Source organism: Flavimobilis sp. BM9 (assembly GCF_058313055.1).
Genome location: NZ_JBZEMO010000005.1, coordinates 295,070 through 321,267, shown reverse-complemented (window position 1 = coordinate 321,267; position 26,198 = coordinate 295,070). Strand labels below are relative to the sequence as shown.

Below are 26,198 nucleotides of genomic sequence, written 5' to 3'. Positions count from 1 at the left end.
CTCTTCGAGACGTGCGGACAGATCAACAGGGCGGCTTGCGCGGTTGCGCGGAGCCGAGGGGCCATCAGTGCGGCCGGACCGGTGCGGTGCTCCCTCCGGCGGCGAGGCCGCAGGGGACGAGCACGGGCCGGGGAACGGGGACCGTCGCCTCGATCTGGTCGATCAGGCAGAGCGTGCCCAGACGACCGAGCTCGGCGCCGGGCGACAGCAGGACGGTCAGCGGGGGCATGGTGGAGGCAACCACGCCGGGCGAGGTGACGACGGCGAGGACGGAGACGTCCTCAGGGATCCGGCGTCCGAGCTGAGCCAGCTCGGCGGTGACGCCGAACGTCGCCATCTCGTTCATCGTGATGATCGCGGTCAGCTCGCTGTCGGCGGCGAGCAGGTCATGGACGGCGGCTCGGCCGGCCACCGGGGTCTCCTCGCACAGCGTCTGCACGAGGCGCACGCCGTGCGCGGCGGCGCTCGTCGCGAGGTCTGCCGACATGCGCACGGTCGGGCCGTAGCCGGCCTCCTGCGTCCGCACCGAGTGGTTGACGAAGCCGATGTGCTCGTGGCCTAGCCCCGCCAGGTGGGCGACCGCTTCGGCGGCGGTGCACTCGAAGTCGATGTCCACGTAGGACAACCCCTCCGGCTCGCGGGTGCGTCCGATGAGCGTCACAGGGATGCCCGCGTCGCGCAGTGCCGCGACGCGCGCGTCCTCGAGGGTGACCTCCATGAGCAGGACCCCGTCGGCCTGGCCCTGCCTGGCGAGCTCGACCATGTCGGCGCTCTCGTCCGCGCGCAACGGCCAGAGGACGAGGTGATAGCCGCGCTCCCGCGCCGTGGCCGCGGCACTGGCGACGAACTCGCCGATGGTCGAGCCGATCCCGATCTCCACGGCCGGGAAGATCAGTGCGACGACGTGGCTCTTGCGGGCCGCGAGGCTGCGCGCAGCCGCGTTGCGGTGGTAGCCGAGCTCCGCCATCGCGGAGAACACGCGCTCGCGGGTGTCCACCGCGACGGGCCGGGTCGAGTTGAGGGCATAGGAGACCGTGCTCAACGACACGTTGGCGCGCCGCGCCACGTCCGCCATCGTCACCATGTCTCGCCCCGTTCGTCAGGCCTCGTCGCCCTCCCACCGCGCCGGTTGCGGTGTGGTCGAAACGCTTCCGTGAAGCGCTTCGATTATGAGTATCAACTGAACTAATCGAGTCCGTCAACCGCGCGGGGGAAGAGATCTGGTTACAGAACGGTCACGCACACAGCCGTCACAGGGGCCCGTCCTCCGTCGGACGGGCGCTGTGGCTGGTCAGAAGAGACGCGAGTCCACGTCGTCGACGCCGCGCATCGCGTCATAGTCGAGGACGACGCAACGGATCCCCCGGTCCTCGGCGAGGACGCGCGCCTGAGGCTTGATCTCCTGGGCGGCGAGCACGCCACGCACAGGAGCGAGCAGCGGGTCCCGGTTGAGGAGGTCGAGGTACCGCGTGAGCTGCTCGACCCCGTCGATCTCGGCACGACGCTTGATCTCGACCGCGACCGCCGAGCCCTGCGGGTCACGCGCGAGGATGTCGACCGGCCCGATCGCCGTCATGTACTCGCGCCGCACGAGCGTGTGCCCGGCACCGAGCAGCTCGATCTGCTCGGCGAGCATGGCTTGGAGGTGCGCTTCGACGCCGTCCTTGATGAGCCCCGGGTCGATCCCGAGCACGTGCGCCGAGTCGTGGACGACCTCGTGGAGCTCGATCTCGAGGCGGTCGTCGCTCTTGGCGTGCTGCACGGTCCAGATCTCGGTGACGCCTGCCTCCGCCTCGGTCGCGTCAGCAGGCCGGACTGCCATCGCGCACGGCGGGCTCATCCAGTTGAGCGGCTTGTACGACCCGCCGTCAGAGTGGAGCAGGACGCTCCCGTCGGCCTTCACGACGATGAGCCGTCGAGCGAGCGGGAGGTGGGCCGAGAGCCGGCCCGTGTAGTGCGCCGAGCACTCAGCGATCACCAGTCTCACGAGAATTGCCTACCAGGTGGGTCGTGGTCGCCTAGGCGACGGCGCCGTGCGAGCTCGGCGGTGCCGACTCGAGCCACGACGTGAGGCCAGCGTAGGCCTGGACGGACATGATGAGGACGAGTTCGTCGCCCTGATAGCTGCAGCGGACGACGTACAGCTCGTCGTCGCCCTCGACATGCTCTCGCGACACGACCTCGAGAGCGCCCCGAGCCCACGACTCCGCAGGCTTCGGGCTCAGCGACCACCGCCGCCACCAGTCGAGCCGCCCGACGGCGTAGTGTGCGATGCCCTTGACGGGGGCGAGGTGATGGGGGCCGACGGGGACGACCGCGCACTCGAACGACCCCACCCTGTGCCCGAGCGACCGCAGCCGCGACACGACGACAGAGGCGACCACCAGGACGAGCGCCGCAAGGATCGCAGCGATCCAACCGACAAGATCCATCCTGATGATCGCCTCGTGTCGTCAGCCGGAGACCGGCTGCTCGGCGGAGTCCGCGACGACCGTCACCTGGTCGGAGTCGACCGAGACGAATCCGCCGGTCACCGCGATGGCGACCGCGCTCCCGGACGTGGGCGTCACTCGCACCGTGCCGCTCGTGAGCAGCGCGAGGAGAGGCGTGTGACCGGCAAGGATGCCGACCTCGCCGTCGTGCGCGGGCGCGACGACGCTGCGCGCCGTGCCCGACCACACGTGTCGGTCAGCCGCGACGATGTCGACGGTGAGCTCTGCCACTGGGACTCCTACTCTGATGTGTCGGCTGGTCAGTCAGGGTACGGCGTCAGACGCCGTACTCCTTCTGGATCCGTGCCCAGTTGCGCTCGAGGTCCTCGAGGCCACCGATGTTGAAGAACGCCTGCTCGGAGATGTGGTCGAACTCGCCGTCGGCGATCTTCTTGAACGCCTCGATCGTCTCCGAGAGCGGGACGGTGGAACCGGGCACGTTCGTGAACTGCTCAGCCATGTAGGTGTTCTGCGAGAGGAACTGCTGGATGCGCCGGGCGCGCCCGACGACGGTCTTGTCCTCTTCAGAGAGCTCGTCGACACCGAGGATCGCGATGATGTCCTGGAGCTCCTTGTTGCGCTGCAGGATCGACTTCACGCGCGTCGCGACCTCGTAGTGCTCCTGGCCCACGTAGCGCGGGTCGAGAATGCGCGACGTCGACGCGAGCGGGTCGATGGCCGGGTAGAGACCGCGCGAGGCGATCTCACGGCTCAGCTCGGTCGTCGCGTCGAGGTGCGCGAAGGTCGTCGCCGGGGCCGGGTCCGTGTAGTCGTCAGCAGGCACGTAGATGGCCTGCAGCGACGTGATCGAGTGGCCACGGGTCGACGTGATGCGCTCCTGGAGCTGACCCATCTCGTCGGCGAGGTTCGGCTGGTAGCCGACCGCCGAGGGCATGCGGCCCAGGAGGGTCGAGACCTCGGAGCCCGCCTGCGTGAAGCGGAAGATGTTGTCGATGAACAGGAGCACGTCCTGCTTCTGCACGTCGCGGAAGTACTCGGCCATCGTGAGGGCCGAGAGGGCGACGCGCAGACGCGTGCCCGGCGGCTCGTCCATCTGACCGAAGACGAGCGCGGTCTGCTTGATGACGCCCGACTCGGTCATCTCCTCGATGAGGTCGTTGCCCTCACGCGTGCGCTCACCGACACCGGCGAACACGGAGACACCGTTGTGGTTGTTCGCGACGCGGTAGATCATCTCCTGGATCAGGACCGTCTTGCCGACGCCGGCGCCTCCGAAGAGACCGATCTTCCCGCCCTGGACGTACGGGGTCAGGAGGTCGATCGACTTGATGCCCGTCTCGAACATCTGCGTCTTGGACTCGAGCTGGTCGAACTTCGGAGCGGTGCGGTGGATCGGCCAGCGCTCGGTCACCTCGATGGTCTCGCCCGGCTTGGCGTTGAGCACCTCGCCCGTCACGTCGAAGACGTGACCCTTCGTGACGTCGCCGACGGGGACGGAGATCGGCGCACCCGTGTCGCGGACCTGAGCGCCGCGCACCAGACCGTCCGTCGGCTTGAGGGCGATCGCGCGGATCATCGAGTCGCCGAGGTGCTGAGCGACCTCGAGGTTGAGCGTGAACTTCTTCTCGCCCTCACCCTGCGCGGACAGGTCGATGTCGACCTGGAGCGCGTTGTACATCTCGGGGAGCTGGTCCGCGGGGAACTCGATGTCCACGACCGCGCCAATGACACGGGCGACGCGACCGACTCCGGGCGCCTTGGCGCCTGCGGCACCGTTCTCAACAGTGGTGGCAGTCATGACTTCTTGCCTCGCTTCACAAGGCCGGAGGTCGCTCCGGCGGGGACGTTGCTTGCTACGGGGGTGAGCGGCGCCATCACGAGGCCGCCAGTGCGTCTGCGCCGGACACGATCTCGGAGATCTCCTGCGTGATCTCCGCCTGACGTGCCGAGTTCGCGAGGCGCGTGTAGGTGCGGATCAGGTCCTCGGCGTTGTCGGTCGCGGTGTGCATCGCGCTCTGACGTGCCGCCAGCTCGGAAGCGCCTGCCTGGAGCAGGGCCGCGAAGATCCGACGCCGGACGTACCGCGGGAGCAGCGCGTCGAGCACCGCATCGGCGGACGGCTCGAACTCGTAGAGCGGGAGCGCGTCGTGCTCGCCGGCCTCGACCACGCCCTCGACGACCTCGAGGGGAAGCAGCCGGATGACACGCGGACGCTGCGTCACCATGTTGACGAACTGCGTGTACACGACGTGCAGCTCGCCGACACCGCCCTCGTCGGCCGGTGCGCGGAACGCCGCGAGGAGCCGGTCGGCGATGTCGTTGGCGACCTCGACGGTCGGGGCGTCGGAGTCGCCCGACCACTCGCCCGCGAGCGTGTGACCGCGGAACGAGAAGTACTGGAGACCACGGCGACCGGAGACGTAGAGGTCGATCTCCTTGCCCTCGGCCTTCAGCCGCTCGATGAGCCACTCGGCCTCACGGATGACGCTCGCCGAGTAGGCGCCCGCCATGCCGCGGTCCGAGGTGACGAGGAGGACCGCGACGCGGTTCGTGTCGGTCCGCTCCGACAGGAGCGGGTGGTCGACGCGAGCGTGCGTCGCCGCGGCCGACAGCGCGCGCGTGAGCGCCTCCGAGTACGGAGTCGCCGCCGCGACGCGCTGACGCGCCTTGCCGATGCGGGATGCCGCGATGAGCTCCATCGCGCGGAAGATCTTCTTCAGCGACTGGGTCGACCGGATCCGCTGCCGGTAGACGCGCTGCTGACCCGCCATCTGCTCAGGCCTTCTTCTGGCGGACGATCTGCTCCTGCTCGACCGGCGCCGCCTGGTCCTCGTCCTCGGCCTGGCCGAGGAGCGGCGTGCCGTCGGCCTTGAGGAAGCCCTCACGGAACGCGTCGACGCCCGCGGAGAGGGCGTCCTCGGTGTCCGACTCGAGCTTGCCCGTGGTCGCGATGGTCGTCAGGACGTCGGTGTTGCGGCGCAGGTGGTCGATCAGCTCCGCCTCGAAGCGGCGGACGTCCTCGAGCGGGACGTCGTCGAGCTTGCCCTTCGTGCCGGCCCAGATCGAAGCGACCTGGTCCTCGACCGGGTACGGCGAGTACTGCCCCTGCTTGAGCAGCTCCATGAGGCGGGCGCCTCGGGTGAGCTGCGCCTTGGACGCCGCGTCGAGGTCGGACGCGAACATCGCGAAGGCCTCGAGCGAGCGGAACTGCGCCAGGTCGAGCTTGAGCGTTCCCGAGACCTTCTTCATGGCCTTGATCTGCGCAGAGCCACCGACTCGCGAGACCGAGATGCCGACGTCGACGGCCGGGCGCTGGTCCGCGTTGAAGAGGTCGGACTGCAGGAAGATCTGACCGTCGGTGATCGAGATGACGTTGGTCGGGATGTACGCCGAGACGTCGTTGGCCTTCGTCTCGATGACCGGCAGACCCGTCATCGACCCGGCACCGAGCTCGTCCGAGAGCTTGGCACAGCGCTCGAGCAGGCGGGAGTGCAGGTAGAAGACATCGCCGGGGTAGGCCTCGCGGCCCGGCGGGCGGCGCAGGAGGAGCGACACGGCACGGTAGGCCTCGGCCTGCTTGGACAAGTCGTCGAAGACGATGAGGACGTGCTTGCCCTGGTACATCCAGTGCTGCCCGATCGCCGAGCCGGTGTACGGGGCGAGGTACTTGAAGCCGGCCGGGTCGGACGCCGGGGCCGCGACGATGGTCGTGTACTCGAGCGCGCCTGCGTCCTCGAGGGCGCCACGGACCGACGCGATGGTCGAGCCCTTCTGGCCGATCGCGACGTAGATGCAGCGGACCTGCTTGTCGGGGTCGCCCGAGTCCCAGTTGGCCTTCTGGTTGATGATCGTGTCGATCGCGATCGCCGTCTTGCCGGTCTGGCGGTCGCCGATGATGAGCTGGCGCTGGCCGCGCCCGATCGGGATCATCGCGTCGATCGCCTTGAGGCCGGTCTGCAGCGGCTCGTGGACCGACTTGCGGGCCATGACGCCAGGAGCCTGGAGCTCGAGGGCGCGGCGGCCCTCGGTCGCGATGTCGCCGAGCCCGTCGATCGGGTTGCCGAGCGGGTCGACGACGCGACCCAGGTAGCCCTCGCCCACGGGGACCGAGAGGACCTCGCCGGTGCGGTGGACCGTCTGGCCCTCCTCGATGCCGGTGAACTCACCGAGGATGACGACACCGATCTCGCGGACGTCGAGGTTGAGCGCGAGGCCCAGCGTCCCGTCCTCGAACCGCACGAGCTCGTTCGCCATGACGCCGGGGAGGCCTTCGACCTGGGCGATACCGTCACCGGCGAGGGTGACGCGGCCGACCTCTTCGGTCACGGTCTTCTGGGGCTCGTAGGACTTCACGAAGCTGTCCAGCGCAGCCCGGATCTCCTCGGGCCGGATCGTCAGCTCAGCCATTGCTTGTCTCCTGTCATGACCGCCGTGCGGTCTCACGTTCATCTGTGCGCGACCCGTGAGGGCCGCAGGTGCGATCGGTGCGCCGGGGCGCCTTGACTAGCTCGCCATCCGGCGTCGCGCGTCGGTCATCCTGCTCAGGACGGTCGCGTCCACGACGTCGTCCCCGACCTGGATCCGCAGCCCACCCAGCACGGCGGGATCCACCGTGAAGTTGAGCTGCAGCTCCTTGCCGTAGGCCTGCGCGAGGATGCGGCCGAGCCGGTCGAGCTGCTCCTCGGAGAAGGGCTGGCTCGCGGTCACGAGCGCCACGAGGCGGTCGCGGAGGTCTGCAGCGATGCTCGAGTACCACGTGAGCGCCGCGACGAAGCGGCGTCCACGCGGGTGGCTCGTGGCTCGACGAGCGAGCTGCTGAGTCACCTCGTCGCCACGGCCAGCGAGGACGCTGTCGAGGAGCCGCAGGCGGTCCTCGACCGTCACGCCGGGCGCGCTGAGCGCCGAGCGTGCCTCACGCGAGCCGAGCAGCGACCGCATGATCGTGAACAGCTCGTCCTCGACCACCTGGAGCTGCCCGCGGGAACGGGCCGAGACCAGCAGGGAGGCGACCGCGAGATGCTCGACGGCCTCCACGAGGTCGGCGTCAGCCGTCCAGCGCTCCACGACGAGTCCCGCGACGACGTCGACCACACGGGGGTCGAGACTGCCGCCGAGGATCTGGCGGACGAGCGCGGCCTTGCTGTCACCCGAGCGTGCCGGGTCAGCGAGAGCGCGCACGAGCGCCTTCGAGGAGTCGAGCGCGTCGAGGACGGCGAACAGCTGCTCCCCGATCACGCTCGCATCGTCGCCGGCCGCCTGGAGGACGGGCTCGAAGCCCGACCACACGGTCGACAGCGATCGCTGGCTGGTACCCCGCATCACTTCTCCTTGACGGTTCCGGACAGAGCAGACGACTCGAGCTCGTCGAGGAAGCGGTCGACGACACGCGACTGGCGCGCCACGTCGTCGAGCGACTCGCCGACGATCTTCGAGGCGAGCTCGGTCGCGAGCGCACCGACGTCGGCACGGAGCGAGACGGAGGCCGCCTGCCGCTCGGCCTCGATCTGCCGCTTGGCGTTCTCGAGAAGACGCTCAGCCTCCTGCGAGGCCTTGGCACGAGCCTCGACGACGATCTGGTTCGCCTCGCTGCGGGCGTCGTCACGCACCCGAGCAGCCTCGGTGCGCGCCTCGAGGAGCAGACGCTCCTGCTCGACGGCCGAGGCCTCGGCCTGCTCCTTCGCCGTGTCGGCGAAGGCGAGGCCCGCCTCGATCTTCTCGGTGCGCTCGTCGAGGATCCGGTTGAACACCGGAAGGACGAGCTTGCCGAGGACGAAGGCGATGATGACGAAGCAGACGGCCGACCAGATGATGTCGTAGGTGGCGGGGAGCAGGATCGAGTGCTCCGCCTCCTCGGCTGCCAGGATCGTTGCGGTGAGCACGATCAGAAGACGAAGCCAGCGGCGAAGCCGATGAGGCCGAGCGCCTCGATCGTGGCCAGACCGATGAACATGTTGGTGCGCAGCGCGCCGGCGACCTCAGGCTGGCGAGCCGTGGCCTCCTGCGTCTTGGCGACCATGATGCCGAGGCCGATGCCCGGGCCGAGCGCCGCGAGGCCGTAGCCGATCGTGGCGATGTTGCCCGTGAGCTCAGCGAGGTTCGAGATTTCCACCGAATTGCTTCCTTCCATCGTGGGCGGGAGAACCCCCACCCATGGTGTTGACGACGAGCCGGTCCGCGGCCCGTCGGAACGAGGGATCCCTCAGTGGGCTTCCTCGGACAGATTGATGTAGACCGCCGTGAGCAGCGTGAAGATGTACGCCTGCAGCGCAGCGATGAAGAGCTCGAAGCCCGTGAAGGCGAGCCCGGCAGCGAGAGTGACCGCGCCGACCGCCTTGATCGCGCCGGCCGCCTCGAGGAAGAGGAAGTGCGTGGCAGCGAAGCACAGGACGAGGAGCAGGTGCCCGGCGACCATGTTCACGAGGAGACGCACCGCGAGCGTCGCCGGCCGCAGGATGAACGTCGAGATGATCTCGATCGGCGTCAGGATGAAGTAGATCGGCCACGGCACGCCCGACGGGAAGAGCGAGCTCTTCAGGTAGTGCAGCCCGCCCTGCTTGCGCACGCCAGCAGCGATGAACGCGACGTACGAGACGAGCGCGAGCACGATCGGGAAGCCGATGAGCGACGAGCCTGCGATGTTGAGGCCGGGGACGATCCCGGTGATGTTCATCGCGAAGACCGCGAGGAAGATGATCGTCAGGAGGGAGACGTGCTTGCGCGCGTTCTTCTTCCCGATGATGTCCTCAGCGATGGAGACGCGGACGAAGTCCAGGATCATCTCGAGGCCGCCCTGGAAGCGTCCGGGGACGAGCCGCGCCCGGCGAGCACCGATCGCGAAGATCGTCACGAGGACGAGCGTCGCGATGACGCGGACCATCGTGATCCGGTTGAACTCGAAGATCGTGCCCTCGAACAGGATCGCTTCCGGGAAGAAGTCGGCCAGCGTGGGGACGTGGAAGCCCCCGTCGCCAGCGGCGAGCACAGTGGCACCGAGGTGGTTCAGGGCGGACAGGATGAGCTCCCAAGCTTTCGCGTCGACGCACAGTTGAACGAGCCGGTCCCGGCTCGTCGCACGTCCGTCGGACTACATTGTCGGAATCGGGTCCAAGACTAACCCATGGGGTCGTCCCGCAGGACCGCATGAGGGGCGCACGGTGTGACGTGAGCGACATTTTCGCGAGCACATCGGTGCACACCGGTTTCAGGACGTAGGTCCTACGGCACCTGAGGGCCGGTCGTGGCCCTGCAGCCCTGACCGTCAGTCGTCCGCGCGCGCCCCCGCACCCGGCTCGACGTGGGGCACGCGCGCCGCCGCGAGGCCACGCATCTCGACCACGAGCGACCCGAGGATCGCGAGCGTCAGGACGACGAACAGCACGACCTTGTCGTAGAAGTCCTGGTCCCTGAGCACAGCGAGCACCACCACGAGCACGACCATCTTCCCGAGCCACGCACCCGCTGCCGACGCCGTCGTCACGTGGATCGGCTTGTCGGCCGTCGCGTACATGATCACCGCGGTCGTGAGCGTGAACAGTGCCGCGATGGCCGCGCCGATGAGCGCGCCCCACAGGCCCTCGGTGCCGCGGACGAGGAACCCGACGAGGCCGCCGAGCACGGTGAGGACTCCCACGAGGACGACGACGTCACGCAGCACGGCACCGAACGCGGTGCGCACGGCGGAGGACGGGGCGGGCTCAGGCGACATGCTTCTCCTCGACGGCGGTGGTGGACGCTCCCGGCCGGGAGCGCTGCGGGCGCAAGGGCCCGAGGGTCAGCGCGAGCGCGACGAGCGCCCCTACGCCGAGCCCGACGGCAACCTGCGCGACGCTGAACGTGATGAGGGACGCGGCTCCGAACGCGAACACCGCGGTCCACAGGTACATGAGCACGACCGCGCGCCGGTGCGTGTGCCCGAGCGCGAGCAGGCGGTGGTGCAGGTGCATCCGGTCAGGGTGGAACGGCGACTTGCCCTGGCTGACGCGTCGCACGACCGCGAGGATCATGTCGAGCAGCGGGAGGACGAGCACCGCGAGCGGGAGCAGGATCGGCAGGAACGCCGGGACCGCCTGCCCCTCGGACAGCCGTGCCGGGTCGATCCGGCCCGTCACGACGATCGCGGCAGCCGCGATAACGAGTCCGATGAGCATCGAGCCCGAGTCGCCCATGAAGATGCGCGACGGATGGAAGTTGTGCGGCAGGAAGCCCAGGCACGCGCCGACGAGCGCGACCGTCGCGAGGCTCGCGAGGTCGGAGTAGTCGGTCGGGTTCGTGTCCTGGGTCAGCAGGTACGTATACCCGAAGAACGCCGTCCCGCCGATCGCGATGAGACCGGCAGCGAGACCGTCGAGACCGTCGACGAAGTTCACGGCGTTCATCGCGACCACGACGACGAGCACGGTCGCGAAGAGCGAGAGACGGCTCGAGCCGATCGTCACGCCCGCGATCGGCACGGTGATGAGCTGGACGCCCTGCCACGCCATGACACCCGCGGCCAGCACCTGGCCCGCGAGCTTCGTCATCCAGTCGAGGTCCCAGATGTCGTCCGCGACACCGAGCAGGCAGACCATCGTCGCGCCGAGGAGGATCGCCCACGCCTCGTTCGACGCGGTGAACACGCCAGCGAGGAAGGGCATCCGCGACGCGAGCACGAACGCGGCCCACAGCCCGAGGAGCATCGCGATGCCGCCGAGCCGCGGCGTCGGGACCTGGTGCACGTCACGCGCACGCACGGCCGTCATCGCGCCCGTGCGCATCGCGACCCACCGCGCGAGCGGCGTGGTGAGCAGGGTGACGCACGCCGCGACGAGCGCGACGAGGAGGTAGACCCTCACGCGCTTCCCGCCGCGCCGTCAGGGGCGGACGCGGCATCGTCCTCGCCGACGTCGAGGACGCCCGGGACGACGGAACGCAGGTCCTCGACCATGATCGCGCCCGCGCGCACCACGCGCATCCGCGGACCGGTCGCGGGGCCCATCGGGGCCGCGACACCGCCGGGGGCCTCTCCTCCGTCGAGGTAGACCTGGACGGAGGTGCCGAGCTGGTCGTGCGCCTCCTGGGCGCTCATCGCCGCAGGCTGTCCGGTGCGGTTCGCGCTCGACACGGCGAGCGGCCCCGTCCGGCGCAGGAGCGCGAGCGCGGCCGGGTGGTCGGGCATGCGCAGCGCGACCGTCCCGTGGGTCTCCCCGAGGTCCCACGCGAGCATCGGTTGCGCCGTGAGGATCACGGTGAGGCCGCCGGGCCAGAAGCGCTCGACGAGCGCGCGGACGTCGTCGGTCACGTCGGTCGCGAGGCCGTCCAGCGTGCGGACGTCCGGGACGAGGACGGGCGGCGGCATCTGTCGGCCGCGGCCCTTGGCTGCGAGGAGCGCGGCGACCGCGTCGGCGTCGAAAGCGTCGGCGCCGATGCCGTAGACGGTGTCGGTGGGCAGGACGACGACGGCGCCGCGCTGCAGCGCCGCGACGGCCTCGTCGAGCGACGGTCCCCAGGACTGCGGATCGTCGACCTTCAGGATCGCGTTCACGACGTCGATCCTGCCACGTCGCGCGCTGCACGGCGGCCGACCACCATGCGTGGTCGCCCGGTCAGATCGGCCCGGGTCTCGACGGCGGTGAAGCTCCCGGTCGCCTCGAGGAGGGCGCGCGCGGCGTCAGCCTGCACCTCGGCGTGCTCCATGACGAACAGGCCGCCCGCACGCAGGAGACGCGCGGCTGCAGCGGCGATGCCGCGCGGGACCTCGAGCCCGTCGGGGCCGAGGCCGTACAGCGCGACCTGCGGGTCGTGCTCGGCGACCTCGGGATCGACGGGCACCGCGCCCGGCGGGACGTACGGCGGGTTGGAGACGACGACGTCGCAGGTCCCGTCGAGGCCCCGCACGGCGGTGCGCGCGTCGCCCCGTACGAGAGTCACCAGGTCGGGACGCCCCGCAGCCGCTCCGACGGCGCGGACGTTGCGCTCGGCCCACGCGTGCGCGTCCGCGTCGAGCTCGACGGCGTGCACACGCGACTCAGGGACCTCGGTCGCCAGGGCGAGCGCGATCGCCCCCGAGCCGGTGCACAGGTCGACCACGACCGGCTGCGCGCCGGCCGCAGCGACACGGCGCGCCTCGTCGATCGCGACCTGCGCGACCTCCTCGGTCTCGGGGCGAGGCACGAACACGCCCGGGCCGACGGCGAGCTCGAGGTGGCGGAACGGTGCGCTCCCCACGATGTGCTGGAGCGGCTCGCGACGCGCGCGCCGCGCGACGACGTCCGTGAGCGACGCGACGACGTCGGCCGGGACCTCACGGCCGAGCACGGCCGCGGTCGCGACCTCTCCACGGTCGACGCCCCACGCGTGCGCGAGCAGCAGCTCGGCGTCCGCGTGCGGGGAGGGCACGCCCGCGGCCGCAAGGGTCGCGGCGGTCCGGCCGAGGAGATCGCGCGTCGCGACGCCCTCGCCCATCAGCTGCCGGCCGCGGCGAGACGGGCAGCCTCGTCCGCCTCGATCGCCGAGCGCACGACAGGACCCAGGTCGCCGTCGAGCACCGCATCCAGGTTGTACGCCTTGTACCCGGTGCGGTGGTCCGCGATCCGGTTCTCCGGGAAGTTGTAGGTGCGGATGCGCTCGGAACGGTCGACCGTGCGGACCTGCGACCGCCGGATGTCGTTGGCCGCCGCGGCGGCCTCCTCCTGCTGCGCGGCGAGGAGCCGGGCGCGCAGGACGCGCATGGCCTGCTCGCGGTTCTGCAGCTGCGACTTCTCGTTCTGCATCGACACGACGATCCCCGTCGGGACGTGCGTGATGCGCACGGCCGAGTCGGTCGTGTTGACGGACTGCCCGCCCGGCCCGGACGAGCGGTAGACGTCGATCCGCAGGTCGTTCGGGTCGATGACGATCTCGCCCGCGTCCTCGACCTCGGGGAACACGAGCACACCTGCCGCCGAGGTGTGGATGCGTCCCTGCGACTCCGTCACCGGGACGCGCTGGACGCGGTGCACGCCGCCCTCGTACTTGAGCTGCGCCCACACGCCGTCCTCGGGCGCGACCGCACCCTTCGCCTTCACGGCGACCTGCACGTCCTTGTACCCGCCGAGGTCCGAGGCCGTGGCCTCGATGATCTCTGTCTTCCAGCCCTGGCGCTCCGCGAACCGCAGGTACATGCGCAAGAGGTCACCCGCGAAGAGCGCGGACTCCTCACCGCCCTCCCCTGCCTTGATCTCGAGGATGACGTCGCGGCCGTCGTCCGGGTCGCGCGGCACGAGGACGCGGCGCAGCTTCTCACGGGCGGCAGACTCCGCCTCCTCGAGCGCCGGGACCTCGGCGGCGAACGACGCGTCCTCGAACGCCATCTCGCGGGCCGCCTCGACGTCGTCGGCTGCCGTGCGCCACGTGCGGTAGGCGCCGACGACCTGGCCGAGCTCGGCATAGCGACGGCCGAGCGTGCGGGCCTTGCCCGCGTCCGCGTGGATCCCCGGTTCCGCGAGCTGTCGCTCGATCTGCGCATGCTCGGCGAGCAGCGGCTCGACCGCGGCAAAGCTCTCGGAGACGTCGTCGGGCTTGCTCATCGGGTTCCTTCGGTGCGCTGGGGCCGGGTCTGCTCAGGGATCGGCGCACCGCAGCACGCCGGAGACACGACAGCGCCGGCGGGACCGCTTCCCCGACTGCCCCTGGAGAGGTTGTCGGCACGGTTCCGCCGGCGCTGGAAAGTCGCTAGTTGGCAGCCTTCTTGCCGTAGCGAGCCTCGAAGCGGGCGACGCGGCCGCCGGTGTCGAGGATCTTCTGCTTGCCCGTGTAGAACGGGTGGCAGGCGCTGCACACGTCCGCGCGGATCTCACCAGAGGTCTGCGTGGACCGGGTCGTGAACGAGTTGCCACAGGTGCACGTGACCGTCGTCTCGACGTACTCGGGGTGGATGTCCTTCTTCATGATTCTCCTTGAGGGGAACGGACCCGGGTCGCCCACGTTCCGTGGCCGTGAACCGGATACCAGCGATCTATTCTGCCACGCCCGTCAAGACCGTGTGACCAGGGTGAGGACGTGGCGCTCCTCACGGTGACGCACGGCCCCGCGAGGGCGCGCCGCTACGATGGGCACGCCTGCGACCCGGCTGGCCGATCCACAGGAGGAACGGTGCCCCGCACCTTGATCGTCACGAACGACTTCCCGCCACGACAGGGAGGGATCGAGGCCTTCGTGAGCGCCGTCGCGGCGCGCTTCCCGGCCGACGAGGTCGTCGTGCACACCGCCGCGATGCCCGGCGCCACCGAGCTCGACGCGACGCTCCCCTACCCCGTCGTGCGCGACCGCCGCACGACGCTCCTGCCGACCCGACGTGTTCGTCTCGAGGTGCTCGAGACGTTCCGGCGCTACGACTGCGACCGCGTCGTCTTCGGCGCCTCCGCGCCGCTCGCCCTCCTCGCCCCGGCGCTGCGCGCCGCAGGCGCCCAGAAGATCGTCGGCATCACACACTCCGCCGAGACCTGGTGGGCGCGCGTCCCCGGGGTCCGCCGCGTCATCCGCACCGCGGGCGAGGCGACCGACCACGTCACGTTCATCAACGACTGGTGCCGTGACATCATCGCCCGGCCCATGACACCGGCCGCGCGCGAGCGCATGCGCCGCCTGCACCCCGGCGCAGACGTCACACGCTTCAAGCCCGACAACGGCGGCGACGCCGTGCGCGAGCGGCTCGGCATCGCGGCCGACGCGCCCGTCGTCGTCTGCGCGGCACGCGTGGTCGCGCGCAAGGGCCAGGACATGCTCATCACCTCCTGGCCGCGCGTGCGCGCGGAGGTGCCCGGCGCGATCCTCCTCATCGTCGGCGACGGGTCCGCCCGCAAGCGCCTCGACAGGCTCGTCGTCAAGCACGACGTCGCAGACTCGGTCGTCTTCACCGGTCCCCTGCCCTGGACCGACGTCCCGCCGTACGTCGACGCCGGCGACGTGTTCGCCATGCCGTCGCGCACCCGCCTCATGGGCCTCGAGCCCGAGGGCCTGCCGCTCGCGTTCTTCGAGGGCGCAGCCACCGCGCTCCCCGTCATCGTGGGCCGCTCCGGCGGCGCTCCTGACGCGATCGAGGAAGGCGTGACCGGCTACGTCGTCGACCCGCGCGATCCCGCCGACATCGCGGCGCGGCTCGTCGAGCTCCTCAAGGATCCCGAGAAGGCACGACGCATGGGCGCCGCAGGGCGCGAGCGCGTCGCGCGCGACTGGACGTGGGACGAGGTCGCGACGACGCTCCACGGGTACCTGGGCCTGCCGCGCTGATCAGCGCGCGGCGCACACTCGACGAAGCCCCCGCGACCACGAGGTCGCGGGGGCTTCGTCATGCCGGGAGGTGACGGTCAGACCGTCTTGCCGGCGTCGTCGTCGTGCGGACCGGTCGGCGTCGTCTTCTGCACCTGCAGGAGGAATTCGACGTTCGACTTGGTCTCCTTGAACTTGCCGAGGAGCAGCTCGATCGCCTGCTGCTGGTCGAGCGCGGCGAGCACACGACGCAGCTTCCAGGTGATCTTGAGCTCGTCGGAGCCCATGAGGATCTCCTCGCGACGCGTGCCCGACGCGTTGACGTCGACCGCCGGGAAGATCCGCTTGTCGGCGAGCGAACGGGACAGGCGCAGCTCCATGTTGCCCGTGCCCTTGAACTCCTCGAAGATCACCTCGTCCATCTTCGAGCCGGTCTCGACGAGCGCCGACGCGAGGATGGTGAGCGAGCCGCCGTTCTCGATGTTGCGCGCCGCGCCGAAGAACCGCTTGGGCGGGTAGAGCGCCGAGGCGTCCACACCACCGGAGAGGATGCGGCCCGACGCGGGCGCCGCGAGGTTGTACGCACGCGACAGACGCGTGAGCGAGTCGAGCAGCACGACGACGTCCTGGCCGAGCTCGACGAGACGCTTCGCGCGCTCGATCGCGAGCTCCGCGACGATCGTGTGGTCGGACGCCGGCCGGTCGAACGTCGAGGCGATGACCTCGCCCTGGACCGTCCGCTCCATGTCGGTGACCTCTTCAGGCCGCTCGTCGACGAGCACGACCATGAGGTGCACCTCAGGGTTGTTCGCCGTGATGGAGTTCGCGATCTGCTGCATGATGATCGTCTTGCCCGCCTTGGGGGGCGCGACGATGAGGCCGCGCTGGCCCTTGCCGATCGGGGCGACGATATCGATGACGCGCGGCGTGAGCTTGGTCGCGCCGACGTTCTCGAGGCGCAGGCGCTCCTGCGGGTACAGGGGCGTCAGCTTCGCGAAGTCCGGGCGGTCCATCGCCTCGGCGGGCGACATGCCGTTGACCGTGTCGAGGCGGACGAGCGGGTTCACCTTGCTGCGGGCCGTGTGCACCTGCGGCTGCTCGCCCTCACGAGGCTGGCGGACAGCACCCGTGATCGCGTCACCGCGGCGAAGGCCGTTCTTCTTGACCTGCGCGAGGGACACGTAGACGTCGCTCGCACCCGGCAGGTAGCCGGTCGTGCGGATCGACGCGTAGCTGTCGCGGATGTCGAGGATGCCCGCGACGGGGAGCAGGACGTCGTCCTCGTGGACCTCGAAGTCCTCGGCGCCCATGTCAGCGGCGCCACGCGGCGTGCGGCCGCGCTTGCGGTCCCGGTCGCGGTAGCGGTCGCGCCCGCGGCGACGGCGACCGCCGCGCTCGTCGTCGTCCTGGCTCTCCTGCTGCTGGCGTCGCTGCTCGCCCTGGGCCCGCTGCGGGCGGTCCTGGCGCTCCTGCCGGTCCTGGCGGTCGTTGCGCTCGCGACGGCGCTCGTCGCCGCCGACCTTGTCGGTGCGCTCGCCGTCCTGCTGCGGGGCGCCGGCGTCACGACCCGAGCGGCGGGAGCGCTGCCCGCGCTCGAGCCCACGCTCGATCGAGGCGAGGTCGGCTGCGACGGCGTCGCGGCCCTTGACCTCGCCCTGGCCCGAGCCCTGCTCGGCCTGGCCGCGCTGGTCGCCCTGCTCGGCGCGACGGCGCTCCTTGGCGGCGAGACGTGCCTCGGCACGCTTGCGGGCGGCCTCCTCGCGGGCCACTGCCGCGTCCTCCGAGCTGGAGCCGCCACGGCGGTCCTCGCTGCGAGGCTGGTCGTCGGTGCCGCGGGCGGCATCGCGCGGCTGCTCCGCCGCGGGGGCCTGCGCGGGCTTGTCCGCAGCGTTGCTCTTGCGGGCGTTGCCCACGCCGCGAGGTGCGCCCGAGCCGGAACGCGCGGAGTTGATGGCGTCCACCAGATCGCTCTTGCGCATCTTGGACGTGCCCTTCACGCCGAGCTGCGCGGCGACGGCCTGCAGCTCGGGGAGGCGCATCGCGGAGATGGCGCCGGTGGGGGCATCGATGGTGTCAGTCACGAAGGACCCTTCCCCTGGGGGTTGTGCGAGACGGCTCGTGGGCCGACCGCGGGTGGAGCCGGGGCCCGGACCCGCGAGCGTTCTCGCGGTGGGCTCCCGACGATCGCGCGTGCCGCCAAGCGACACCGACGACGGTGTGCGCGGGCTGACTCACGTGACCTGGATTGATTCCCCCGACCGCGGACGTGTCGAGTCGAGCTCTGACGCGCGGGATGCTCACGGCGTCGCGAGAGCGGATTCGCTCTGCTGCGGGGAACCACGGCAATCGTAGCATCGCACCCGAGGTCCCCGACACAGTCCGCGACCGGTGTCTCAGAGGCGTTCGCCGCGCGCACCGACGAGGTCGAGCCCCGGCGTCAGCACGTCGAACGGGCCGTCGTCGCCGAGCAGCTCGGCGACCGCCTGCGCGACGCGGTCGCCCTCGCTCGCACGGCCGAGCACGAGCACCGTCGGGCCCGCGCCCGAGACGACAGCCGGCAGGCCGAGACCCCGCAGACCGCGCACGAGCTCGGTCGAGCTCGCCATGACCTCGGCGCGGTAGTCCTGGTGCAGCCTGTCCTCGGTCGCCTCGAAGAGCAGGTCCGGGCGGCGGGTGAGCGCCTCGACCAGCAGGGCCGCGCGGCCGGCGTTGAACGCCGCGTCCGCGTGCGGGACCTGCGCGGGCAGCACGCCGCGCGCCTTCTTCGTCGCGAGGCGGACCGTCGGGACGAAGACCCACGGCTCGACGTCGGCGTGCACCTCGAGCCGCGCCGAGCGCGGGCCCTCGCTGCCCGACCACGCGATCGTCGCGCCGCCCACGAGAGCAGGCGCTGCATTGTCCGGGTGCCCCTCGAACTCGGTCGCGAGCGCGAGCGCCGCGTCGTCGTCGAGCGCCTCGGGGTCCGCGATCAGGGCACGCGCTGCGACGATGCCCGCGACGACGGCGGCGGCTGACGAGCCCATGCCCCGGCCGTGCGGGATCTCGTTGCGGCAGACCATGTGCAGGCCGGTCTGCGGCGCGCCGACCAGGTCGATCGCCGCGCGCAGCGCGCGCACGACGAGGTGGTCCTCGCCGAGCGGGACCTCGCCCGCGCCCTCGCCGATCACCTCGACGACCGTCTCGGCGGCACCGATGGCACGGACCTCGACGGTGTCGTGCCGGCCGAGCGCGAGCCCGAGCGCGTCGAAACCGGGCCCCAGGTTCGCGCTCGTCGCAGGCACGGTCACCCGGACGTGGTCAGCTCCCAGACGCATGGCTCAGTCGAGACCGAGCGCGGCCGCGATCGACACGACGTCGGCGGAGATCTTCTGCGGCTCGATCTCGGAACCGTCCGCGGTGCGCAAGGCCCACTGCGGGTCCTTCAGGCCGTGGCCCGTGACCGTGATCGTGATGCGCGCCCCGGCGGGGACGAGACCCACCTCGGCACGCTTGAGGACGCCCGCGACGCCCGCGGCGGACGCGGGCTCCACGAAGATGCCGACCTCGGACGACAGGATGCGGTGCGCCGCGAGGATCTCCTCGTCGGTCACCGCCTCGATCACGCCGCCGGACGTGTCACGGGCCTCCTCGGCCTGCTGCCACGACGCGGGGTTGCCGATCCGGATCGCGGTCGCGATCGTTTCGGGCTCGGTGATCGGGTGGCCGGCCACGATGGGCGCAGCACCTGCGGCCTGGAAGCCCCACATCTGGGGGCGGCGCGTCGCGGGGCCGTCCTGCTCGTACTCGACGAAGCCCTTCCAGTACGCCGTGATGTTGCCGGCGTTGCCGACGGGCAGCGCGTGGATGTCAGGGGCGTCGCCGAGCGCGTCGACGATCTCGAACGCGCCGGTCTTCTGCCCCTCGATGCGGTCGGGGTTCACGGAGTTCACGAGCTCGACCGGGTACACCTCGGCGAGCTTGCGCGCCGCGACGAGGCAGTCGTCGAAGTTCCCGTCGACCTGCAGGAGGCGGGCGCCGTGCGCGACCGCCTGGCTCAGCTTGCCCATCGCGATCTTGCCGTCCGGGACGAGCACCGCGCAGGTCATGCCCGCAGCGGTCGCATAGGCCGCGGCCGACGCCGACGTGTTACCCGTCGAGGCGCACACGACCGCCTTCGCACCACGGCCGGCGGCAGCCGAGATCGCCGTCGTCATGCCACGGTCCTTGAACGAGCCCGTCGGGTTCATGCCCTCGAACTTCACGTACACGTCCGCGCCCGTGCGGCGCGACAGCGCCGGTGCCGGGACGAGCGGCGTGCCGCCCTCACCGAGCGTGACGATCGACGACTGCACGTGCGCGGGCAGCCGGTCGGCGTACTCGCGGATGATTCCCTGCCACTGGTGGGCCATCAGGCTCCCTCGACTCTCAGAACGGAGGTGACTTCCTGGACGACGTCGAGCTCGGCGACCGCCGCGACCGTCGCGGCGAGCGCGGCCTCGGGAGCGCGGTGCGTCGTCAGCACGAGGTTCGCGACGCCGCCAGCAGGCGTGCCCTGCTGGCGCATCGCCTCGATCGACACGCCGTGCTCCGCGACGACCTGCGCGACACGTGCGAGCACGCCGGGCTGGTCCTCGACGCGCAGGCGGAACTGGTAGCTCGTCACCGCGGCGTCCGCAGGGGCGAGCGGGTGGGACGCGTAGCTCGACTCGTCGGGGCCCTTGCCGCCGAGCACGCGGTGGCGGGCGACCGAGACGACGTCGCCGATGACGGCCGACGCGGTCGGGGCGCCGCCCGCGCCCTGGCCGTAGAACATGAGCGGCCCGGCTGCCGCCGCCTCGACGAACACCGCGTTGAACGCACCGCTGACACCCGCGAGCGGGTGGCGTGCGGGCAGCAGCGCAGGGTGCACGCGGGCGGACACGCCTGCCTCGGTCATCTCGGCGATCGCGAGCAGCTTGATGACGTGACCGGTCTCCGTCGCCCACGCGACGTCGTCGGCGGAGATCTTCGTGATGCCCTCGCACGCGACGTCGTCGAGCGAGACGCGCGTGTGGAACGCGAGCGACGCGAGGATCGCAGCCTTCGACGCGGCATCGTGCCCTTCAACGTCCGCCGTCGGGTCGGCCTCGGCGTAGCCGAGCTCCTGCGCCGCGCGCAGCACCTCGTCGAACGCGAGGCCCTTCGTGGTCATCTCGTCGAGGATGTAGTTCGTCGTGCCGTTGACGATGCCGAGGACCCGCGTGACGCGGTCGCCTGCGAGCGACTCGCGCAGGGGCCGCACGAGCGGGATCGCCCCGGCCACCGCAGCCTCGAAGTACAGGTCGACGCCCGCGGCGTCGGCAGCCGAGTACAGGGTGGGGCCGTCTTGGGCGAGGAGCGCCTTGTTCGCGGTCACGACGCTCGCGCCGGCGGCGAACGCCTCGAGGATGAGGGAGCGCGCGGGCTCGATGCCGCCGAGCACCTCGACGACGATGTCGCACCGCGCGACCAGGCCGTGCGCGTCGTCCGTCAGGAGCTCCGGGGCGACGCCGTCACGCGGCTTCGTCGTGTCACGCACCGCGACGCCGACGAGCTCGAGCGGGGCGCCCACGCGCGCCGCGAGGTCCCCCGCCTGCTCAACGAGCAGGCGTGCGACCTGCGATCCGACGACCCCGCACCCGAGCAGGCCGACGCGGAGCGCCTCCTTCGGTGCCACCACGTGACCACACCCTTCGTCCGTGCCGCGCGTGCGCGCGGCCGTCGTGCGCCGCGCCGTCGACCGCCGGGGCGCACGTCCTGCCTGTCATGCGTCAGAGCCGGCGTGACGGGACCCGTGCGGGCCGTTCGCGTCCTCGCCGGCGCCACGATCCTCCCGCGTGCGGTCAGCCCGAGGCCGACCGTCTCAGGATACGGGTGCTCAGCCCTCGTCCAGGGCGAGCAGGTCGTCGACCGTCTCGCGCCGGACGAGCACCGTGCTCGCGCCGTCGCGCACCGCGACGACGGGGGGCCGCGTGAGCATGTTGTAGTTCGAGGCCATCGACCGTCCGTACGCGCCGGTCGCTGCGACGGCGAGCAGGTCGCCTGCCGCGACGTCACCCGGCAGGTAGACGTCGTGGACGACGATGTCGCCCGACTCGCAGTGCTTGCCGACGACGCGCGCGAGCACCGGCTCCGCGACCGAGAGCCGCCCCACGATCTCGGCGTGGTACGCCGCGCCGTACAGGGCAGGCCGGATGTTGTCGCTCATGCCGCCGTCGACGGACACGTACGTGCGCACGCCGTCGTCGGTGCGCACGGGCTTGACCGTGCCGACCGTGTAGAGCGTCAGGCCGGCCGGGCCCGCGATCGAGCGCCCGGGCTCGATCGAGAAGCGCGGCAGCGGCGTGCCGAGGCGCGCCGCGGACTGCGCGACCGACGCCGCGACGTCCTTCGCGATGCGCGCCGGGTCGAGCGCGACCTCGCCCGGGAGGTACGCGATGCCGTAGCCCCCGCCGAGGTCGACCTCCGGGACCAGCACGCCCGTGCGCTCCGCGAGCTCGGCGCGAAGACCGAGAACCTTCTCAGCCGCGACCTCGAAGCCCGACGGGTCGAGGATCTGCGAGCCGATGTGCGAGTGGATACCGAGCAGCTCGAGCTCGGGACGCGCGAGGACAGCGAGCAGCGCGACCATCGCCGACGCGTCCTGGCCGCCCTCCCCCGGCGCCATCGACAGGCCGAACTTCTGGTCCTCGTGCGCGGTCGAGATGTACTCGTGCCCGCCCGCGTGGACGCCCGTCGTCACGCGCACCATGACCGGCGCGCGGACGCCCGCCGCAGCGGCGGCGTCGGCCACGCGCTCGATCTCGACGAGCGAGTCGACGATGATCCGCCCGACGCCGACGTCGAGCGCGCGAGCGATCTCCTGGTCCGACTTGTTGTTGCCGTGCAGGCCCAGGTCGCTGCCCGGGACGCCGGCGCGCAGCGCCGTCTCCATCTCGCCGCCCGACGCGGTGTCGATGCGCAGACCCTCCGCGTGCACCCAGCGGGCGAAGCCCACCGAGAGGAACGCCTTGCCCGCGTAGTAGACGTCGACGCCCGCGCCGATCTCGGCGAACGCCATCTCGAACGCCTCGCGGTAGGCCCGCGCACGCTCGCGCACGTCCCGCTCGTCGACGACGTACGCGGGCGTGCCGTGCTGCGCCGCGAGGTCGCGGACGTCGACGCCGCCGACGCTCGCCGCGCCGTCAGGGCCACGCTCCACACCGCGCGACCACGGCTCGCCCGGGATCGTCGTCCCGCCCGCGGGGTACGCGGGGACCGCGGCGCCTGCGGGCGCCGCGCTCACATCCGCTCCGGCGCGCTGACCCCGAGGAGGCCCAGAGCGTTGGCCAGGATCTGGCGCGTCGCGTCGTTGAGCCACAGGCGCGTGCGGTGCACGTCCTCGACGGGCGCGTCGCCGAGCGGCGTCACGCGGCACTCGCCGTACCACTTGTGGTAGCTGCCCGCGAGCGCCTCCGCATACCGCGCGACGCGGTGCGGCTCGCGCAGCTGCGCGGCCTGCGCGACGACGCGCGGGAAGTCCGTGAGCATGCCCAGCAGGGCCGCCTCGGTCTCGTGGGTGAGGAGCGACGGGTCGAACCCGTCCTCGCGGCGCACCCCGTGCTCGGCCGCGTTGCGCGCGACGTTCGCGGTGCGCGCGTGCGCGTACTGCACGTAGTAGACAGGGTTCTCGTTCGTCGCGCTCGCGAGGACCCCCAGGTCGAGGTCGATCGTCGAGTCGCTCGACGAGCGCGCGAGCGAGTAGCGCGCAGCGTCGACGCCGACAGCGTCGACCAGGTCCTCGAGGGTGACGACCGTGCCGGCGCGCTTCGACATGCGCACGGGCTCGCCGTCGCGCACGAGGTTGACGAGCTGGCCGATGAGGATCTGCAGGTTGCGGCCCGGCTCGTCGCCGAACGCCGCGCAGACGGCCATCATCCGCGAGACGTACCCGTGGTGGTCGGCACCGAGCATGAGGATCGCGTCGTCGAACCCTCGCTCACGCTTGTCGAGGTAGTAGGCGATGTCACCCGCGATGTAGGCGGCCTCGCCGTCCGACTTGATGACGACGCGGTCCTTGTCGTCGCCGAAGGTCGTCGTGCGCAGCCACGTCGCGCCGTCGGCCTCGAAGATGTGGCCGGCGGCGCGCAGCCGCTCGATCGCGCGGTCGACCGCACCCGACTCGTGCAGCTCGTCCTCGTGGAAGTACACGTCGAAGTCCACGCCGAAGCCGTGCAGCGACTCCTTGATCTCACCGAACATGCGCTCGACGCCGCGGGCACGGAAGACCTCCTGCGCCTCGTCGTCGGGCAGCGTGCGCGGGTCGGGATCACCGGCGGCGACGGCGTCCGCGATCACGGCCGTGGCGATGTCCTCGATGTACTGGCCGCCGTACCCGTCCTCAGGCGCAGCCTCGCCCTTGGCGCGAGCGAGCAGCGACCGAGCGAAGCGGTCGATCTGCGCGCCGTGGTCGTTGAAGTAGTACTCGCGCGTCACCTCGGCGCCCGCAGCCTCGAGGACGCGCGCGAGCGAGTCACCGACGGCAGCCCAGCGCACGCCACCGATGTGGATCGGGCCCGTCGGGTTCGCCGAGACGAACTCGAGGTTGATGCGGCGCCCCGCCTCCGCGTCGCCGCGCCCGTACGCGGCACCCGCCTCGACGATCGTGCGTGCGAGCGAACCCGCAGCGGCAGCGTCGAGCGTGATGTTCAGGAATCCCGGACCTGCGACGTCGACCTTCGCGACGCCCGGCGTCGACGCGAGTCGCGCCGCGAGGTCCTCAGCGAGCGCACGCGGCGCGATGCCCGCCTTCTTGGCGAGCTGCAGCGCCACGTTCGTCGCCCAGTCGCCGTGCTCGCGCTGACGCGGACGCTCGACGTGGACGGACTCCGGCACGTCCTCGACAGGGAGGGCCAGCGCACCGTCGGAGACGGCCGCTGCCAGGGCGGCACTGATCGCGTGAGAAAGCTCGAGAGGGGTCACCGGGCCATCTTACCGGCGCGGGGAGGGCGTCAGCCGAGGTCGAGCTCGCGGGCGAGCGACGCAGCCTGGCCGGGGGTGCCGACGACGACGAACGTCGTCGTGAACCTTGTCCACACGACCATGGCCCGACCGTCGACGTCCGCCCTGCGCGCGTCCTCCGGCAGGCCGCGGGGCACCTTGCGGACCTTGCCGCCCTGGTCGACGACGGAACGCATCGCGTCGTCGCCCGCGCTGAGCGCGGCCGTCGTCGTGGGCCACGTCGACACCTCGACGTGCACCGGCTCGTCCTTCGCCGCCGCGACGACGGGGACGAAATCGGCCCGGTAGGCCTGCACGCCGTCGGGCGCGGACACCGGGAAGAACCCGTCCGTGCCGAAACCGGGGACGTCCGCGGGAAGAGAGGCCTCGAGCGCGCTCTCACCGCTGAGAGGGACGCCGCTCGGCTCCGCCTCGGGAGCCGCGTCCGCCAGCCCCGACATCGCGCGGTCGCCCGCGTTGCTGCTGGCCCGGGAGTCCACGTCAGCCGCAGTCGTCACCTCAGGCGCTGCGGCCTCAGCACCGAGCTGGACGTCCTCCGGCGCGTGCGTCACGTCTCGCACGGCGACGCACGCGAAGACGAACCAGACGCCGAGCGCGAGCACGACGAGCGCCAGCGCCACGCGGCCCAGGCCACGCGACATCTCACGCCCTCGTGCGACGACCACCTCGCCACCTCATCCCTGTCGGACGGCTGCTGCCCTCACCCTCTACTTCGGCCTCGGCGGGGCGGACTTGAGCCGCGGTGTCGCGAGACGGCTAGGCCGATCGGGTGCCTGCGGTGTTGACTGTGGGCAAGCACCCTGAGAACGGAGCTGTTCGTATGTCTACGCGCACCGGGTTGATCGACCGGACCGTGTCCCACCTGCGGGACGCGATCGTCAACGGCACCTGGCCCGTCGGAAGCAGGATCCCCACCGAGACCGACCTCGCTGCGACGCTCGGCGTCGGCCGCAACACCATCCGCGAGGCCGTCCAGTCGCTCGTGCACTCCGGGCTGCTCGCCCGCCGCCAGGGATCCGGCACCTACGTCCTGTCCGACTCCGAGCTCACCGTCGCGCTCGGACGGCAGATGGCCCACGTCCACCAGCAGCACATCCTCGAGGTGCGCCGCAGCCTCGAGGTCGAGGCTGCCCGTCTCGCCGCGCAGCGCCGCACCGATCGCGACGTCGCGACGCTGCGCACGCTCAACCAGCACCGCGGAGAATCGTTCGCCGCCCGTGAGATCGACGCGATGGTCACGACCGACCTCGCGCTGCACCGCGCGATCGTCGCGGCCGCCCGCAACCCGCTGCTGCTCGACCTCTACGAGAACCTCATCGACGCGATCGGTGACTCGATCCGCGCGAACGTCGAGACCGACCACCCCGACCACACGCACGACGCGCTCGTCGAGGCGATCGCCGACGGCGACGAGGACCGCGCGGCCCACGAGATCTACGGCTACCTCGAGGAGTACCTCTCCCCGCTGCGCGGCTGACCGGCCCAGGCCCGGCGCGCGTGCGCACCGGGAGCGCCGCGGTGGTA

At 71.3% G+C, this 26,198-nt stretch carries 26 protein-coding genes; 2 read left to right on the top strand and 24 right to left on the bottom strand.

The genetic code is table 11. From position 1 onward, the window contains the following. Positions 1–64: 64 nt before the first annotated feature. From AC4F3Q_RS11040 to rpmE, 17 genes are all read right to left on the bottom strand, one after another. Entirely contained in the window at positions 65–1,084 is a 1,020-nt protein-coding gene (locus tag AC4F3Q_RS11040; protein ID WP_491040001.1) for a LacI family DNA-binding transcriptional regulator, read from the bottom strand. A 207-nt stretch (positions 1,085–1,291) separates the two neighbouring features. Then, positions 1,292–1,987 carry an endonuclease NucS gene (nucS, locus tag AC4F3Q_RS11035; RefSeq protein ID WP_491040000.1) on the bottom strand — a complete coding sequence of 232 codons (696 nt, stop codon included), beginning with the start codon at positions 1,985–1,987 and terminating at the stop codon, positions 1,292–1,294. Between the two features lie 31 nt (positions 1,988–2,018). Continuing rightward, positions 2,019–2,432 carry a DUF2550 family protein gene (locus tag AC4F3Q_RS11030; protein ID WP_491039999.1) on the bottom strand — a complete coding sequence of 138 codons (414 nt, stop codon included), beginning with the start codon at positions 2,430–2,432 and terminating at the stop codon, positions 2,019–2,021. 21 nt (positions 2,433–2,453) lie between these two features. Then, complete coding sequence (locus AC4F3Q_RS11025; RefSeq protein ID WP_168447864.1) at positions 2,454–2,723, bottom strand: F0F1 ATP synthase subunit epsilon; 270 nt, start codon at positions 2,721–2,723, stop codon at positions 2,454–2,456. Positions 2,724–2,769: 46 nt separating this feature from the next. After that, entirely contained in the window at positions 2,770–4,251 is a 1,482-nt protein-coding gene (gene atpD, locus AC4F3Q_RS11020) for a F0F1 ATP synthase subunit beta (protein ID WP_168447863.1), read from the bottom strand. 76 nt (positions 4,252–4,327) lie between these two features. After that, entirely contained in the window at positions 4,328–5,224 is an 897-nt protein-coding gene (locus tag AC4F3Q_RS11015; protein ID WP_491039998.1) for a F0F1 ATP synthase subunit gamma, read from the bottom strand. A gap of 4 nt (positions 5,225–5,228) precedes the next feature. Then, positions 5,229–6,860 (bottom strand): F0F1 ATP synthase subunit alpha, encoded by a 1,632-nt coding sequence (atpA, locus tag AC4F3Q_RS11010; RefSeq protein ID WP_491039997.1) that lies wholly within the window; start codon positions 6,858–6,860, stop codon positions 5,229–5,231. A gap of 96 nt (positions 6,861–6,956) precedes the next feature. After that, positions 6,957–7,772, bottom strand: coding sequence for a F0F1 ATP synthase subunit delta (locus AC4F3Q_RS11005; protein WP_491039996.1), 816 nt, complete (start codon positions 7,770–7,772; stop codon positions 6,957–6,959). Next, entirely contained in the window at positions 7,772–8,332 is a 561-nt protein-coding gene (locus AC4F3Q_RS11000; protein ID WP_491039995.1) for a F0F1 ATP synthase subunit B, read from the bottom strand. Before AC4F3Q_RS11000 ends, AC4F3Q_RS11005 begins: the two co-directional genes overlap by 1 nt. Positions 8,333–8,334: 2 nt before the next feature. Next, entirely contained in the window at positions 8,335–8,556 is a 222-nt protein-coding gene (gene atpE / locus AC4F3Q_RS10995; protein WP_434060860.1) for an ATP synthase F0 subunit C, read from the bottom strand. Between the two features lie 96 nt (positions 8,557–8,652). Next, positions 8,653–9,435 (bottom strand): F0F1 ATP synthase subunit A, encoded by a 783-nt coding sequence (atpB, locus tag AC4F3Q_RS10990; RefSeq protein WP_491039994.1) that lies wholly within the window; start codon positions 9,433–9,435, stop codon positions 8,653–8,655. Between the two features lie 276 nt (positions 9,436–9,711). Next, positions 9,712–10,158: a Cg1360 family ATP-synthase-associated protein gene (locus AC4F3Q_RS10985; RefSeq protein WP_491039993.1), complete on the bottom strand. Its 447-nt coding sequence runs from the start codon at positions 10,156–10,158 to the stop codon at positions 9,712–9,714. Beyond that, positions 10,148–11,284 (bottom strand): MraY family glycosyltransferase, encoded by a 1,137-nt coding sequence (locus AC4F3Q_RS10980; RefSeq protein WP_491039992.1) that lies wholly within the window; start codon positions 11,282–11,284, stop codon positions 10,148–10,150. The genes AC4F3Q_RS10985 and AC4F3Q_RS10980 overlap by 11 nt, the downstream gene beginning before the upstream one ends. After that, positions 11,281–11,973 (bottom strand): L-threonylcarbamoyladenylate synthase, encoded by a 693-nt coding sequence (locus AC4F3Q_RS10975; RefSeq protein ID WP_491039991.1) that lies wholly within the window; start codon positions 11,971–11,973, stop codon positions 11,281–11,283. The genes AC4F3Q_RS10980 and AC4F3Q_RS10975 overlap by 4 nt, the downstream gene beginning before the upstream one ends. After that, positions 11,970–12,893, bottom strand: coding sequence for a peptide chain release factor N(5)-glutamine methyltransferase (prmC, locus tag AC4F3Q_RS10970; RefSeq protein ID WP_491039990.1), 924 nt, complete (start codon positions 12,891–12,893; stop codon positions 11,970–11,972). Before prmC ends, AC4F3Q_RS10975 begins: the two co-directional genes overlap by 4 nt. After that, positions 12,893–13,996, bottom strand: coding sequence for a peptide chain release factor 1 (gene prfA, locus AC4F3Q_RS10965; RefSeq protein WP_491039989.1), 1,104 nt, complete (start codon positions 13,994–13,996; stop codon positions 12,893–12,895). The genes prmC and prfA overlap by 1 nt, the downstream gene beginning before the upstream one ends. A gap of 145 nt (positions 13,997–14,141) precedes the next feature. Beyond that, positions 14,142–14,357: a 50S ribosomal protein L31 gene (gene rpmE, locus AC4F3Q_RS10960; protein WP_168447854.1), complete on the bottom strand. Its 216-nt coding sequence runs from the start codon at positions 14,355–14,357 to the stop codon at positions 14,142–14,144. Positions 14,358–14,561: 204 nt separating this feature from the next. On the opposite strand from rpmE, the gene AC4F3Q_RS10955 reads away from it, so the two are divergent. Further along, positions 14,562–15,698, top strand: a complete 1,137-nt coding sequence (locus AC4F3Q_RS10955; protein ID WP_491039988.1) for a glycosyltransferase family 4 protein — start codon at positions 14,562–14,564, stop codon at positions 15,696–15,698. A 77-nt stretch (positions 15,699–15,775) separates the two neighbouring features. Here the strand turns inward: AC4F3Q_RS10955 and rho are convergent, their stop codons facing one another. From rho to AC4F3Q_RS10920, 7 genes are all read right to left on the bottom strand, one after another. Further along, positions 15,776–17,758 carry a transcription termination factor Rho gene (rho, locus tag AC4F3Q_RS10950; RefSeq protein WP_491039987.1) on the bottom strand — a complete coding sequence of 661 codons (1,983 nt, stop codon included), beginning with the start codon at positions 17,756–17,758 and terminating at the stop codon, positions 15,776–15,778. A gap of 312 nt (positions 17,759–18,070) precedes the next feature. Continuing rightward, positions 18,071–18,991, bottom strand: a complete 921-nt coding sequence (thrB, locus tag AC4F3Q_RS10945; RefSeq protein WP_168447851.1) for a homoserine kinase — start codon at positions 18,989–18,991, stop codon at positions 18,071–18,073. A gap of 3 nt (positions 18,992–18,994) precedes the next feature. Further along, positions 18,995–20,065, bottom strand: coding sequence for a threonine synthase (gene thrC / locus AC4F3Q_RS10940; protein WP_168447850.1), 1,071 nt, complete (start codon positions 20,063–20,065; stop codon positions 18,995–18,997). Next, a complete protein-coding gene (locus AC4F3Q_RS10935) occupies positions 20,065–21,354 on the bottom strand; it encodes a homoserine dehydrogenase (RefSeq protein ID WP_491039986.1) in 1,290 nt (429 codons plus the stop codon). The genes thrC and AC4F3Q_RS10935 overlap by 1 nt, the downstream gene beginning before the upstream one ends. Positions 21,355–21,552: 198 nt before the next feature. Beyond that, the gene (gene lysA / locus AC4F3Q_RS10930) at positions 21,553–22,959 is read right to left on the bottom strand and encodes a diaminopimelate decarboxylase (RefSeq protein ID WP_491039985.1); all 1,407 of its coding nucleotides are present in this window, start codon (positions 22,957–22,959) and stop codon (positions 21,553–21,555) included. Continuing rightward, positions 22,956–24,635, bottom strand: a complete 1,680-nt coding sequence (argS, locus tag AC4F3Q_RS10925; RefSeq protein WP_491039984.1) for an arginine--tRNA ligase — start codon at positions 24,633–24,635, stop codon at positions 22,956–22,958. The genes lysA and argS overlap by 4 nt, the downstream gene beginning before the upstream one ends. A gap of 29 nt (positions 24,636–24,664) precedes the next feature. After that, entirely contained in the window at positions 24,665–25,339 is a 675-nt protein-coding gene (locus tag AC4F3Q_RS10920) for a hypothetical protein (protein ID WP_491039983.1), read from the bottom strand. 155 nt (positions 25,340–25,494) lie between these two features. Between AC4F3Q_RS10920 and AC4F3Q_RS10915 the strand changes: the two genes are divergently transcribed. Continuing rightward, complete coding sequence (locus AC4F3Q_RS10915) at positions 25,495–26,151, top strand: FadR/GntR family transcriptional regulator (protein WP_168447845.1); 657 nt, start codon at positions 25,495–25,497, stop codon at positions 26,149–26,151. The last annotated feature ends 47 nt before the right edge of the window (positions 26,152–26,198 follow it).